This window comes from Rhodanobacter denitrificans, from assembly GCF_003335105.1.
Taxonomy (GTDB): Bacteria; Pseudomonadota; Gammaproteobacteria; order Xanthomonadales; family Rhodanobacteraceae; genus Rhodanobacter; species Rhodanobacter denitrificans_A.
In genome coordinates, this window is record NZ_QFWQ01000008.1 from 184,469 (window position 1) to 196,902 (window position 12,434).

The 12,434-nt window shown below is 66.5% G+C and carries 11 protein-coding genes; 4 read left to right on the forward strand and 7 right to left on the reverse strand.

Translation table 11 applies throughout. The features are described from left to right. Positions 1-12: 12 nt before the first annotated feature. A complete protein-coding gene (locus tag DEO45_RS13895; RefSeq protein WP_223250877.1) occupies positions 13-3,105 on the reverse strand; it encodes a TonB-dependent receptor in 3,093 nt (1,030 codons plus the stop codon). A gap of 1,005 nt (positions 3,106-4,110) precedes the next feature. Here DEO45_RS13895 and pyrF point away from each other — a divergent pair. Continuing rightward, complete coding sequence (pyrF, locus tag DEO45_RS13900; protein WP_114344777.1) at positions 4,111-4,929, forward strand: orotidine-5'-phosphate decarboxylase; 819 nt, start codon at positions 4,111-4,113, stop codon at positions 4,927-4,929. A 24-nt stretch (positions 4,930-4,953) separates the two neighbouring features. Here the strand turns inward: pyrF and DEO45_RS13905 are convergent, their stop codons facing one another. The 4 genes from DEO45_RS13905 to DEO45_RS13920 form a co-directional block, all read right to left on the reverse strand. Further along, a complete protein-coding gene (locus DEO45_RS13905; protein ID WP_114344780.1) occupies positions 4,954-5,187 on the reverse strand; it encodes a hypothetical protein in 234 nt (77 codons plus the stop codon). A gap of 169 nt (positions 5,188-5,356) precedes the next feature. Then, positions 5,357-5,740, reverse strand: coding sequence for a hypothetical protein (locus DEO45_RS13910; RefSeq protein WP_223250878.1), 384 nt, complete (start codon positions 5,738-5,740; stop codon positions 5,357-5,359). 198 nt (positions 5,741-5,938) lie between these two features. Beyond that, a complete protein-coding gene (def, locus tag DEO45_RS13915) occupies positions 5,939-6,475 on the reverse strand; it encodes a peptide deformylase (RefSeq protein WP_114344782.1) in 537 nt (178 codons plus the stop codon). 135 nt (positions 6,476-6,610) lie between these two features. After that, positions 6,611-7,411: a DUF4197 domain-containing protein gene (locus DEO45_RS13920; RefSeq protein ID WP_114344785.1), complete on the reverse strand. Its 801-nt coding sequence runs from the start codon at positions 7,409-7,411 to the stop codon at positions 6,611-6,613. A 173-nt stretch (positions 7,412-7,584) separates the two neighbouring features. On the opposite strand from DEO45_RS13920, the gene DEO45_RS13925 reads away from it, so the two are divergent. The 3 genes from DEO45_RS13925 to DEO45_RS13935 all read left to right on the forward strand — a co-directional run bounded on the left by DEO45_RS13925 (position 7,585) and on the right by DEO45_RS13935 (position 10,506). Further along, positions 7,585-9,660, forward strand: coding sequence for a carbon starvation CstA family protein (locus DEO45_RS13925; RefSeq protein WP_114344788.1), 2,076 nt, complete (start codon positions 7,585-7,587; stop codon positions 9,658-9,660). Positions 9,661-9,674: 14 nt separating this feature from the next. Then, a complete protein-coding gene (locus tag DEO45_RS13930) occupies positions 9,675-9,869 on the forward strand; it encodes a YbdD/YjiX family protein (RefSeq protein ID WP_114344853.1) in 195 nt (64 codons plus the stop codon). A 136-nt stretch (positions 9,870-10,005) separates the two neighbouring features. After that, positions 10,006-10,506, forward strand: coding sequence for a DUF2127 domain-containing protein (locus DEO45_RS13935; RefSeq protein WP_114344791.1), 501 nt, complete (start codon positions 10,006-10,008; stop codon positions 10,504-10,506). Between the two features lie 3 nt (positions 10,507-10,509). Here DEO45_RS13935 and DEO45_RS13940 read toward each other — a convergent pair whose 3' ends face one another. Beyond that, positions 10,510-11,406: a DMT family transporter gene (locus tag DEO45_RS13940; RefSeq protein ID WP_114344793.1), complete on the reverse strand. Its 897-nt coding sequence runs from the start codon at positions 11,404-11,406 to the stop codon at positions 10,510-10,512. Positions 11,407-11,517: 111 nt separating this feature from the next. Further along, entirely contained in the window at positions 11,518-12,405 is an 888-nt protein-coding gene (locus DEO45_RS13945) for a glycosyltransferase family 2 protein (protein WP_114344795.1), read from the reverse strand. Positions 12,406-12,434: the final 29 nt, after the last annotated feature.

The window sequence follows — 12,434 nt, forward strand, 5'->3', positions numbered from 1 at the left end:
GTGCCCGGGCTCCTAGTCGCCGGAACCGAACTTGTACGTGATACCCACGTAGTACTGGCGTCCGGCATATTCGAGCTGGTACAGCCGCGCCGTCGTATCGCCGCCCAGGTACGAGCGCGGCTTGGAACGCGTCAGGTTGAGGATCGACGCGGTCACCATCAGGTGCTTGTTGAACTCGTAGTCGCCATTCAGATCGATCTGGTGGTAAGGCTCCGTATAGATGGGAAGGCCGGCGGCAAGTCCCTGCATGGTGCGCCCCGTCCAGTTGCTGGTGGCGCGCAGCAGCAGCCCGTTCTTTTCATAGAACAACGACACGTTCGCCGCGTACTTGGCGCTGCCGATCAGCTCCGACTTGCCCACCTGGGTGTCGCCGAGCGAAACGGGTGTTTCGTTGGTCTTGTTGAGCGTGTAATTGGCGATGTAGCCAAAACCCGACTGGAAGGTGTGCTGCGTGTAGAGCTCCACGCCCTTGGAGGTGCCGGAACGGCCGTTGGCGTTGGTGCTGTACTGCAGGAAGGTCTGCTCGGTGCCACCGACATTCACCGTGATGTTGTTGACGGTGACCGGTACGACGAAGTTCTTCACCTTCTTCTCGAACAGGTCCAGGCCGACGACCGATTCGGGGGCGTAGTACCACTCGCCCGCCAGGTCGAACTGGGTGGCCGTGAACGGCTTCAGGTCGGCGTTGGCGCCGCTGCCGTACCAGCCCGGCGGGGGTGCGCCGAACTGCTTGCGGTCGTTGTAGTAGGCCTGGGTGTTGTTGGTGAGGCTGCCCAGCTGGGCGAGGTCGGTGTAGTTCGCGCGTGCCATCGCCTGCGAGCCGGCGGCACGCAGCACGAAGTCGTCGGCGAACGTCCACGCGACGTTGAAGCTCGGCAGGAGCTTGTTGTACCGCTTGGAGGTGGAGGCGTTGGAGTAGGTCTGCACCACCGACTGTTCGCGCGGCAGGTACTGGAAATCGCCCGGCGCGCACGGGCCACCGCCGGCGTTCACGCCGTTGGCCGGGCAGATCAGGATGTTGCCGGCCGCATCGTGGTAATACACCGCGTTATTGGTGGTGATCTGGTCGGCGACGGTGAGATCCTGCTGCGTGCTGACAAAGCGCAGGCCGACGTTGCCGCGCAGCGTGCCCGTATCAAAGTTCGCCTGGACGTAGGCCGCCGAGATCTTTTCCCGGACGGAGGATTTGTCTTCGGGATGGTTGAAGAGCACCCGGTCATAGGTCGAGTTGAGGTGGTTGTAGTAGGCCGGGAAGTTGATCGCCGGGAAGATGCTGTCGTTGTAGGCCTCGCTGCGGCCGTCGAGCATGGCCGGCTCGAGGAAGCCCGCCGGCAGCTGGCCGGCATTCGGATCGCAGGTCTGGAACTGCAGCGTGGTGCCCTTGCAGTACCAGCGCAACTCGTTGTTCTGCTGCTGGGCGCGGTTGTCGCGGTACTTCGCGCCGAACTGCAGCGATTGCAGCCAGCCGTTGTCGAAGGCCCAGGTGAGGTCCGCCTGGGCGAAATTCTGCGAGGTGCGGGTATTGACCATGTTGGAGCCGGTCGAACCAAGGTCCACCTGGCCCTGGCCAGCCAGCATGTTCTGCAGCACATTCGGCGAGGCGGTGATGGTCGGCGTGCCGTTCAGCGTCCACGCGGCCCCGTTGCTGCCGTCCACCCACTGCCCGTTGACGAAGTTGCGCGGCTTGGCGGCCATGCCCAGTTCCACCGACGGGCCGCCCGTGGCCCACGTGCGGCCGACGTTGAACGTTCCGCTGAGGTTGCCGCCGCCATCCCACTCGCCTTCGAGGTTGAGGGTCTGCGAGGTGGCCTTTTCGACGGAGTAATTGCCGTTGAGCCAGGGGATCTCCGTGGAGCAGACGTCTACCGGCTGCCGCTGCGCGCCGGTGCTGGGGTTCGTCGTCGCGTTGCAGCCCTGGCCCGGGGGTGGTAGCACATAGTTCGCACCGGTGACGACGGTGCCCGATGGATCGAAGGTGAGGCCGTTGGGCGCGAGCAGCCGGCCCTGCTGGTCGTCAAAATTGTTGTTGCTGGGCAGGCCCCACTCGGGAACCTCCAGGGTATTGGTGATCTGGGTCTGCTGCCGCTGGAAACGGAAGTAGTTGCCCGTCAGCAGGAAATGGTCGCTGGGCTTGAACTGCATGGTGGCCTGGACGCCCTTCGTCTTCAGGTCCAGCTGGTTCCGGCTGGTGGAGAACTGCTGCGGCATCCAGTAGCCCGAATACTGTCTGCCGGATTGGTCGACCTCGCCGTTGCCCCACAGGTCGATGTTGGAGGCCACGGCGGGGTCGTACTGGTTGCCATGCACATCCGTGGGCGGCTGGGTGCACGTTGCGTGGTCGGAGCAGTTGTTGGCCCACCAGTGCCAGCTCGACGCGTTGGCCGTGTAGTCGACATCCCGGCGCTTCTGGTAAGTGCCCGCGATCAGGACGCCAAAGGTCTCGTCCTTGTTCTTCCACGACCACAGCGCCGAGACCTGGGGCGTGATCTTGCTGCTGTTGTCGGAGCCCGCTCCATTGACGGACACGAAGCCTTCGTTCGCCTTCATTTCCAGCGGACGGCGCGTGCGCAGGTCCACGTTGCCACCGATGCCGCCTTCGTCCAGGCGCGCTTCCAGGCTCTTGTAGAGCTTGATGTCCGAGAACATGTTGGCGGGCATCAGCGTGTAGTTGAACGAGCGCGACAGGCTGGCCGAGGTATCGGCGGATGCCACGTAGTTGCCGTTCAATTCGGTGAGCGTCAGCTCGGGCGCGAGGCCGCGGATGCTTACCGTCTTGCCTTCGCCGGATTCGCGGGTGATGACCACGCCAGGCACGTGCGCCAGCGCGTCCGCGATGTTCTTGGCGGGGAACTGCGCGATGTTCTGCGCGTTGATGACCTCGACGATGGAATTGGAATCGCGCTTGTCCTGGAGGTTCTGGTCGATCGACTGGCGATAGCCGGTGACGACCACCGCCTGCAGATTGGTGGGACTGGTTGTCGCCCCGGTCTTTTTCTTGCCTGACTTCCTGGTCGCGGAACTATCGGTCGACTGTGCGGGTGACGGCGTAGCCGCGGCGGTTGCGGCAGGCGTCGATGCCTGCTCCGCAAAAGCGGCGGTCGGCATGGCCAGGCCGCCACCTAACGACAAAGTCGCCACGGCGAGCGCGGCGTACAACGGCTTTCGAGTAAAGACGCGTGGCAAATAAGTCATTTCTCTTGATCCCCATTTGGTGTGCATCCTTCTGGAATCAGCGGTGATCTCCCCCCGGTTCGATCACTGCAGTCGGATGCGTGATTTGCTCGATTGTCGCCTTCTCTTGCTGAAATTAGATCGATCTAAATTTTTGGGTGTCGATTAGGCCCTCGGCTTGCCAGTGGTGGATGCTTCAAGACCTTGAAAACACGACGGACATGTCCGGATCGGGTGCTGCCAAAGCGATAAGTCGCTGCTTGCCCGGACTGCGGGGGATCATTCGCAGGGCGAGATGATCAGGACCGACTGGATTTGGATCGATCTAAGCCCGTGGACCGAATTAGTACGCCGAGGACGCGATATGTCACGCTGCGGCGCAAAAAACGCAATGGATGACTGCCGGGCCTGTCGGATACGGCGGAGGCAAGACGGCCAGAAATGCGATCGGGCGTCCGTTTTGATGCCCTGCCCAGGTGGAGGCGCGGGAGCTTGCCATGTGTCTCGTGGCCTCAGTGGCGTGCCGCCACCTTTAGAAACGAAAGCCAGCGTGTCGATGAAATCCCGAACATCGCACTCTGCAGAAACAACGCAGCGCGATGAACCCCGGTTTTTGGCAAAACGGTTTCTGGCAAAACGGCCGCAAGACGCTGCCGCCTTCGACATGTCGCCCTCCTTCCTCGCCTGGCGGCTGGATTCCGTCATGGAGCGAGCATGGTGGCAACAACAAGGAGGGTCGCCGTACGCGCACGCAATCGCAGGGCGCCTCCAACGGCGCTCGACGGTCTGCCGGAAGCGGTGGTGCGACCTGGAATGAGAAGGAAGCGGTAAAACCGCCTCCTTCCGGAGCAAGCCGAAACGCCATCCATGACGATGGCGCACGTGATCGAAGGCGCTTCGCTAGACTACACGACCAGTTCTTTACCGGAGATCCCCGCCATGCGCTTCCAGGACACCTTGCAACGGCGCTGGCACGAGCATGGCACGCTGGTCTGCGTAGGCCTCGACCCGGAACCGACCAGGTTTCCCAGCCACCTGCGCGACACACCCGATGCGGTGTTCGACTTCTGCAGCGCCATCGTCGACGCCACCGCCGACCTGGTCTGTGCGTTCAAGCCGCAGATCGCGCACTTTGCCGCGCTGCGCGCCGAGGACGCGCTGGAGCGGCTGATCGCGCACATCCATGCGAAACATCCCGGCGTGCCGGTGATCCTCGATGCCAAGCGCGGCGACATCGGCTCCACCGCGCAGCACTACGCCACCGAGGCGTTCGAGCGCTACCGCGCCGATGCGGTGACGCTGAACCCCTACCTCGGCCGCGACTCGATCCAGCCCTTTCTCGAACGCGCCGACAAGGGCGTGATCCTGCTCTGCCGCACCTCCAACCCCGGCGGCGCGGATTTCCAGGCGCTCGATTGCGGCGGCACGCCGCTGTATCTGCGCGTGGCCGAGACCGTTGCCCGCGACTGGAACGCCAACGGCAACTGCGCCCTGGTCACCGGCGCCACCTGGCCGGAGGAACTGGGCAAGGTGCGCGCCGTGGTCGGCGAGATGCCACTGCTGGTGCCGGGCATCGGCGCCCAGGGCGGCGACGTGGAGGCGGTGCTCAAGCACGGCTGCACCGCGGACGGCAACGGCCTGCTGATCAGTTCGTCCCGCGCGATCCTCTATGCCGGTCGCGGCGAGGATTTCGCGGCGGCCGCGCGTGCCGCCGCCAGCGAATTGCGCGACACCATCAATCGCTGCGGGCGCGGCTGAGCGAGTCGCGCGCCGGCACCGCGGTCAACCCGTCGCCGTCTTCGCCGCCTGCAGCGCCTTCGTCTTCAGGTCCAGCGCATCGGCCGCATCCAGCAGTGCACGCGCAAAGCTGCGCACCTCGGCCGGACGCAAGGCATACCAGTTGCCGCTCTTGCCGGCTTCGTCCACCTTGCGCCCCGCACGGGACACGCAATGCGGCCGGAAGATCACCATGCCGGTGAGCGATTCCGAGCTGATGTCCGCCGAGACGATCTGCATGTGCGTTTCATCTTCTTTCTTCACCGAACTTCTCCCGGGCGGACATCCGCCCTTCCGCAGCTTACGCTACGGAGAGTTCGATGGTCGTCGGACTCGCGTCGCAGACTACGCCATGGTGATCGCCGCCATGCGTCGTCCCGTCCGCGCGCCGCGTTGCGGCGCCGAGGCGTCAGCGCATGTGCACCCAGTACACGCGAATGCCGTGGGCGCGATCTTCCGCACGATGCCCGTCGCGCCCGTCCATCACGATGCCCCAGGCCGAGCGCAACACACCCGCCTGCACGCGGTCGATGCGTACCTGTTCGCCATTGGGAATGATGAAGGCCGCCTCGACCACCATCACCCCGTCGCGCTCGAACACCAGGCTTGCCAGCCTGCCCGCGCCGGCGCCCCAGCCGACGTGCAGTTCGCAGGCCATCGGCGTGAACACGCCGCGGTTGTCCAGGCTCCACCCTTCCGTCTTGGTGAGCAGCGATTGCAGGCTGGGGGCGGTCCAGTCGACGCTGTTGCCCGGGGCACCCCACGGGCGCGGCTTGCCGCGGGTCATGTCCATGGCGATTCCTCGTCGCGCGCCTGCGGCCCGGGGCGGCCGGCGCGGACGCCCGTCGCGCCATGGCAGGCGTCGCGTCCGGACCAACCGGGATCGGCATGAAGACGAACTTCGCGTGGCAGCATGGACAAGGTATCGGCAGCACCGGCCGGTGCTTGAGCCGGTATTCGACGCCCGGGGGACGACCGGGCCTGCGCGCAATTACTCGTCTGCCGGCTCCTGCCCCGGAAACAGCACCTCGGTGTAGCCGAACTTGCTGAAGTCGGTGATGCGCGACGGATACAGCCGGCCGATCAGGTGGTCGCACTCGTGCTGCACCACGCGGGCATGGAAGCCCTCGGCGGTGCGTTCGATGCGCGCGCCCTCGGGGTCGACGCCTTCGTAGCGGATCAGCGTCCAGCGGTTCACCGCGCCGCGCAGGCCGGGAACCGACAGGCAGCCCTCCCAGCCCTCTTCCATGTCCTGCGACAGCGGCGTGATCACCGGGTTGAGCAGGATCGTGCGCGGAACTGCCGGCGCGTCGGGGTAGCGTTCGCTGGTGTCGAAGCCGAAGATCACCAGCTGCAGGTCGACGCCGATCTGCGGCGCGGCCAGGCCCACGCCGCCGGCGTCGTGCATGGTGTCGAACATGTCGGCGACCAGCGCGTCGAGCTCCGCGCTGCCCAGCATCGCATCAGGTACCGGCGGCGCGATGCGCAGCAGGCGCGGATCGCCCATCTTGAGGATTTCACGGATCATGAGGGCCTCGCCCTGAACACTGTTACCGGATGATCTGTGGTCGATGCGATGCCGGTACAAGCGGCGATGCCCATGCTACAACCGCCGGAAGCCGGGCAAAGCCTCGTACCGATTTTGTTGAAGCCGCAAGCGGCTTCAACCGCCGAACACCTTCTTCAACAGGTCGGTGGTGCGCGCTCCCGGATTGTGGCGGATCGACTGTTCCTGCTCGCCGATGGTGGTGAACAAGCCGTCCAGCGTCTTCGCCGTCACGTAGTCGTCCAGGTTCAGCGGGCTGCCGCCCTTGTTCGACTTGCCGCCGCCGAGCGCGCCCAGCGATCCCAGGGCGCCGCCGAGCGCGCCGCCGCTGCCGGAAGTGAATGCCTTGTACTTCTGGGTCACGCCGACGCTGTCGGTGGCCTTGGCCACGATCGGATGGATGCGCGCGGTCAGCGCGTCGCCGGCGACGCGGCGGAAGAAATCGGTGGCCGCGTGGTCGCCGCCGGTGAGGATGCCGCGCGCGTCGTCCAGGGTCATCTTGCGGATCGCGTCGCCGAAGATCTGGGCCACCTGGGGCACCGCCTTCTCCGCCGCCCGGTTCATGCTCAGCTCGAACGCGTCCACCTTGGCGCCCTGGCCAAGCTCGCGCGCCAGCTTGCCGGCCTGTTCGAGTTTTCCCGGCAGCGGGATGCGCACCTTGCTGTTGTTCCAGAAACCGCCGTCGCGGCCGAGGCTGTTGATCGCGTTGGTGGTGCCCTTGGCCAGCGCCTCCTTGAGGCCGGCGGCGATGTCGCTGGACGGCAGGTTGCTGCCGAGTTGCGACGGGCCGGAGGCATGCGTCGACTGCTTGACCTTGTTCAGCAGATCCTTGAACTGGCCGGAGCCGACCGCCGCGACCGGCAGGGTGGCGACAACGAGAGCGAGGCCCAACAGGCCGTGTCGAACCGGGATGCGCATGACGGATTCCAGGATGGTCGGCGGGGCGGCCAGTGTAGCTCCGCCGCCTCACCGCCGCGTGACGGCGCGCAGGAGGCTATTCGACCAAAGGCTAATACCGATCGGCCGTTTCCGGCATTGACCGCCGCCGCCGCCAGGAAGACTCTTGGAGCTATCGCCGAGGAGAGCCACCCATGCAAGCTGCTGTCATACCCAAGCCCAGTCCGGCCAGCAAGATTCTCTGGGTCGCCATCGCCATCGTCGGTGCGTTCTGCCTGGGCGTGGTCGCCCTGCGCCGGGGCGAGCCGATCAACGCGATCTGGCTGGTCGCCGCTTCGATCTCCATCTTCGTGATCGGCTACCGCTTCTACGGCAAGTTCATCGAGCACTCGGTGCTGCAGCTAGACCCCACCCGTGCGCCGCCTTCGGTGCTGCGCAACGACGGCCTCGACTACGTGCCCACCGACAAGTGGGTGGTGTTCGGCCACCACTTCGCCGCGATCGCCGGCGCCGGCCCGCTGGTCGGCCCGGTGCTGGCCGCGCAGATGGGCTACCTGCCCGGCACGCTGTGGATCCTGTTCGGCGTGGTGTTCGCCGGCGCGGTGCAGGACTTCATGATCCTCGGGCTCTCGCTGCGCCGCGACGCGCGCTCGCTCGGCCACATGCTGCGCGAGGAACTGGGGCCGTTCCCCGGCATCGTGGCGATGATCGGCGTGCTGGTGCTGATGATGATCGTGCTGGCGGTGCTGGCGCTGGTGGTGGTCAAGGCGCTCACGCACAGCCCGTGGGGCACCTTCACCGTAGCCGCCACGATTCCGATCGCGCTGCTGATGGGCGCTTACCTGCGCTGGTTCCGCCCGGGGCGGATCCTTGAGGTGTCGCTGATCGGCCTGGTGCTGCTGCTCGCCTCGATCTGGTTCGGCAAGATCGTGTACGACACGCCGGCGCTCGCCACGCTGTTCGACTTCGACGCGAAGGCGCTGGCCTGGCTGCTGATCGCCTACGGCTTCTGCGCCTCGGTGCTGCCGGTGTGGCTGCTGCTGGCGCCGCGCGACTACCTCTCCACCTTCCTCAAGATCGGCACCATCGCGCTGCTGGCGCTGGCGATCTTCCTGGCCGCGCCGACGCTGCAGTTGCCGGCGGTGACCAAGTTCATCGACGGCACCGGCCCGGTGTTCGCCGGCAACCTGTTCCCGTTCCTGTTCATCACCATCGCCTGCGGTGCGGTCTCCGGCTGGCACTCGATCATCGCCTCCGGCACCACGCCCAAGCTGCTCGCCAACGAAGGCCAGGCGCGCATGGTCGGCTACGGCGGCATGCTGATGGAGGCGTTCGTGGCGATCATGGCGCTGGTCGCCGCCGCCTCGCTGCACCCGGGCGTGTACTTCGCGATGAACTCGCCGGGTGCGATCGTCGGCACCACCGTGCAGGATGCCGCCACCGCGATCAGCCAGTGGGGCTTCGTGGTGACGCCGGACGAGTTGCTGCAGACGGCCAGGGACATCGGCGAGAGCAGCATCCTCGGCCGCGCCGGCGGCGCGCCGACGCTGGCGGTGGGCATGGCCCAGCTGCTGCACAACATCATCCCCGGCGGCGGCATGATGGCGTTCTGGTACCACTACGCGATCCTGTTCGAGGCGCTGTTCATCCTCACCACCGTGGACGCCGGCACCCGCGTGGGCCGCTTCATGATCCAGGAGATCGCCGGCCTGATCCACAAGCCGCTGCAGGAAACCGAATCGTGGACCGGCAACCTGCTGGCCACCGCGATCTGCGTGGCGCTGTGGGGCTACTTCCTGTACCAGGGCGCCGTCGATCCGCTCGGCGGCATCAACACCCTGTGGCCGCTGTTCGGCATCGCCAACCAGATGCTGGCCGCGATCGCGCTGATGCTGGCCACGGTGGTGGTGGTGAAACTCAAGCGCGAGCGCTACGTGTGGGTACCGGGCATCCCCGCGCTGTGGCTGATCATCTGCACGCTCACTGCCGGCTACGAAAAACTGGTCGGCCCGATCAGCTTCACCGCCGCAGCGAACAAGTACGCGGCCGCCATGCAGCAAGGCAAGCTGCTGGCCCCGGCCAAGACCCAGGCCGCGATGCAGCAGATCGTCACCAACAATTACGTCGACATGCTGATGACCGGCCTGTTCATGCTGCTGGTCGTGGCGATGGTGCTGTTCTGCCTGAACGCGGTGGTCAAGGCCTGGAACATCAACCACCCGACCGCGCACGAAGAGCCCTACGTGGCGCTGAGCAGCGTGGCCGGCTGAGCGGAGACGCCATGATGAACGCGACCTTCCAGTCCGTGCGCAAGTGGGCGGTGCAGACCGCCCGCCTGTGCTGCGGCGTGCCCGACTACGACGTGTACGTGAAGCACCTGCGCGAGCATCATCCCGAGCGCCAGGTGCCCAGCTACAGGGAGTTCTTCCGCGAGCGCCAGGAGGCCCGCTACAAGGGCACCGGCGGCCGCTGCTGCTGATCCCCGCCCGCGTCGTGCAGAGGAGCCCCCCGCGGGCTCCTCTGAACGCGTGTCTTCGACAGCCCTGCCGATGCGCACTGGTCAATCGCGCGCCAGCGCGGACAATGGGCGCGGCTTACCCGTCCAGTTTCCCTTCATGCCAGAAACCAAGTCTGCCACGCTCCCGCCCACGGCTGTTCCGGCGCAGCACCATGCCGGCCTGCGCGTCATCGCGGTCTATGAGATCATCAAGACCGCGTGCCTGGTGCTGGTGGCGATGGCGGCGTTCCATCTCGACCGCCAGCAGAACTTCGAACAGCTGGTGCACTGGCTGGAACATCTCTCGCTGGCCGACAGCAACGGCCTGCGCTGGAAGCTGGTCGGCCTGCTGCAGGATTTCGGGCCCAGCCGCTTTGTCGCGGTCGGGGCGGTCGCGCTGGGCTATGCAGTGTTGTTCGGCGTCGAAGGCGTGGGCTTGTGGCTGGGCAAGTACTGGGCGGAATGGTTCACCGTGATCGCCACCGGCTCGCTGATCCCGCTGGAACTGTACGAGACGCTGCACCGCTTCGGCTGGCTGAAGCTGGCCACCCTGGTCGGCAACGTGGCGATCATCGTCTACCTGGTGCGCATCGCGTTGCAGCCACGTCCGCGGCACTGACCGTCATACCTCGTGGTGCACTGCCTCGGCCGGCGGCTCGTTGCGCCGCGGCATCAGCTCGACGAGATACATCGCGGCCAGGATCAGCCCGCCGCCGAACAGCATGCGCCAGCTCACCACGTCGCTGCCGAGCAGCACCGCGAACGCGGCGGCGAACACCGGCTCGGTAGTCATCACGATCGCGGCGCGGGTGGCCGGCAGGTGCGACTGCGCCCAGGTCTGCACCAGCATCGCGCCGGCGCCGGCGATCAGTGCCATGTACAGCACGGCGAGCCAGGCGCTGCGGTCGGGCGGCAGCACCGGACCGTGCGGCGCGGTGGCGAGCAGGCAGACCGCCGCGATCGCCACCATCTGCACCGCCGACAGGCCGAACGCCTCGCCCTGCCGCGACCACTGACCGAGCAGCACGATGTGCAGGGCGTACAACGCGGCCGACGCCAGGGTGAGCCACACGCCCAGGTCGACCGACACGCCGTTCAGCGACAGCAACGCCAGCCCCACGGTGGCCAGCGCCACCGCCAGCCACACCACGCCGGCCATGCGCTGACCCAGCAGCAGCATCGCCAGGATCGGCGTGAACACCACATACATGCCGGTGGCGAAACCGCTGACGCTGGGCGCGATCAGCGACAGTCCCCAGGTCTGCAGCAACTGGCCGGCGCCATAGATCGTGCCGAGCAGCAGACCACGCAGCAGCAGTCCGCGGCCGAGCCGCAGCACGGCCCGAGGGAACAGCAGCAGCATCGCCAGCGCGGCGACCACGAAGCGCACGGCCAGGAAATCCGCCACCGGCATGCGCCCGACCACGTCCTTGATCAGCACGAAGGTCGAACCCCACACGGCGGTCAGCGCCAGCAGGCCGAGTGTGGCGAGGGTGGTCGTGGCGCGCGGCGTGCTCAAGGGATCGATCGCAAGTGGAGAAGAACCATGGGGAGAGAGAGTCGCGGCTTTGCCACCGGCAGGCAAGGGCGCGGCACCAGCTTCGCGCCTGGCCTTCCCCTGCACTCCTCGTCACCCGTTGCGCACCCTGCGCCACAACTGTCCGGGAATCTTCAGCAGGAAGTGCGTCCAGATGCCCAGCCACACCGCGGCGGCCACCAGCGGATTGCCCGCGGCCGGGTCGTGCTTGCGGAACCAGCGCCACATGCCGTGGTGCTTGTGACGGCTGACGAACACCGGCCGGTGCCGGCTCGAGCTGCCCTTGCCGTGCTGCACGCGGACGTCGCCCGCCAGCAGCACTTGGTAGCCGAGGTTGCGCACGCGGCGGCACAGGTCCAGATCCTCGCAATGCAGGAAGTATTCCTCGTCGAAGCCGCCGAGGCGCTGGAATATCTCGCGCGGCAGCAGCATCACCGCACCCGACACCGCCTCGGTCTCGATCACCCCGACCGGAATGTCCCGCGCCATGTTGATCTGCTCACCGGGGCGGCCAAGCAGGCTGTTGAGCGCGCGCCGCAGCAGCGGATCGCGACGCCACGAGGCGGGATCGGGGCGGCCGTCGGCATCGCATACCACCGCACCGATCAGCCCCGCCTTCGGCCGGTCCTCCAGCACGGTCAACAGCCGCTGCAGCTCGTCATCGCGCAACAGGCAGTCGGGATTGAGGATCAGCAGCGCCCGGCCATGCGCCTGCTTCGCGGCGAGGTTCACCGCCGGGCCGAACCCCAGGTTGCGATAGTTGTAGATCGCCCTGAGGCGCGTGTCGTGCGCATGCGCGCGCTCGATCGCCTCGGGCACGCCGTCGCGCGAATCGTTGTCGACCAGGATCAGTTCCAGCGACAGCGTGCTGGCCAGCACGCCGCGCACGCACTCGCGCAGGGTCTGCCCACTGTCGGCGGAGACCACGATCACGCTGAGTGCCACCGCAAATGGCGAACGATGTGGGGAAGCCGGATTCACGACGCAAGTATGCGCGGAGATGCGCGATG

Excerpts from the sequence above, each read along its gene's own strand:
- DEO45_RS13925 (WP_114344788.1), top strand. The coding sequence starts at position 7,585 with ATGCAAGCTGCTGTCATACCCAAGCCCAGTCCGGCCAGCAAGATTCTC.
- DEO45_RS13920 (WP_114344785.1), bottom strand. The coding sequence starts at position 7,411 with ATGCGCATCCCGGTTCGACACGGCCTGTTGGGCCTCGCTCTCGTTGTC.
- DEO45_RS13905 (WP_114344780.1), bottom strand. The coding sequence starts at position 5,187 with ATGCAGATCGTCTCGGCGGACATCAGCTCGGAATCGCTCACCGGCATG.
- def (WP_114344782.1), bottom strand. The coding sequence starts at position 6,475 with ATGATCCGTGAAATCCTCAAGATGGGCGATCCGCGCCTGCTGCGCATC.
- DEO45_RS13895 (WP_223250877.1), bottom strand. The coding sequence starts at position 3,105 with ATGCCGACCGCCGCTTTTGCGGAGCAGGCATCGACGCCTGCCGCAACC.
- DEO45_RS13930 (WP_114344853.1), top strand. The coding sequence starts at position 9,675 with ATGAACGCGACCTTCCAGTCCGTGCGCAAGTGGGCGGTGCAGACCGCC.
- DEO45_RS13935 (WP_114344791.1), top strand. The coding sequence starts at position 10,006 with ATGCCAGAAACCAAGTCTGCCACGCTCCCGCCCACGGCTGTTCCGGCG.
- DEO45_RS13910 (WP_223250878.1), bottom strand. The coding sequence starts at position 5,740 with ATGGACATGACCCGCGGCAAGCCGCGCCCGTGGGGTGCCCCGGGCAAC.
- pyrF (WP_114344777.1), top strand. The coding sequence starts at position 4,111 with ATGCGCTTCCAGGACACCTTGCAACGGCGCTGGCACGAGCATGGCACG.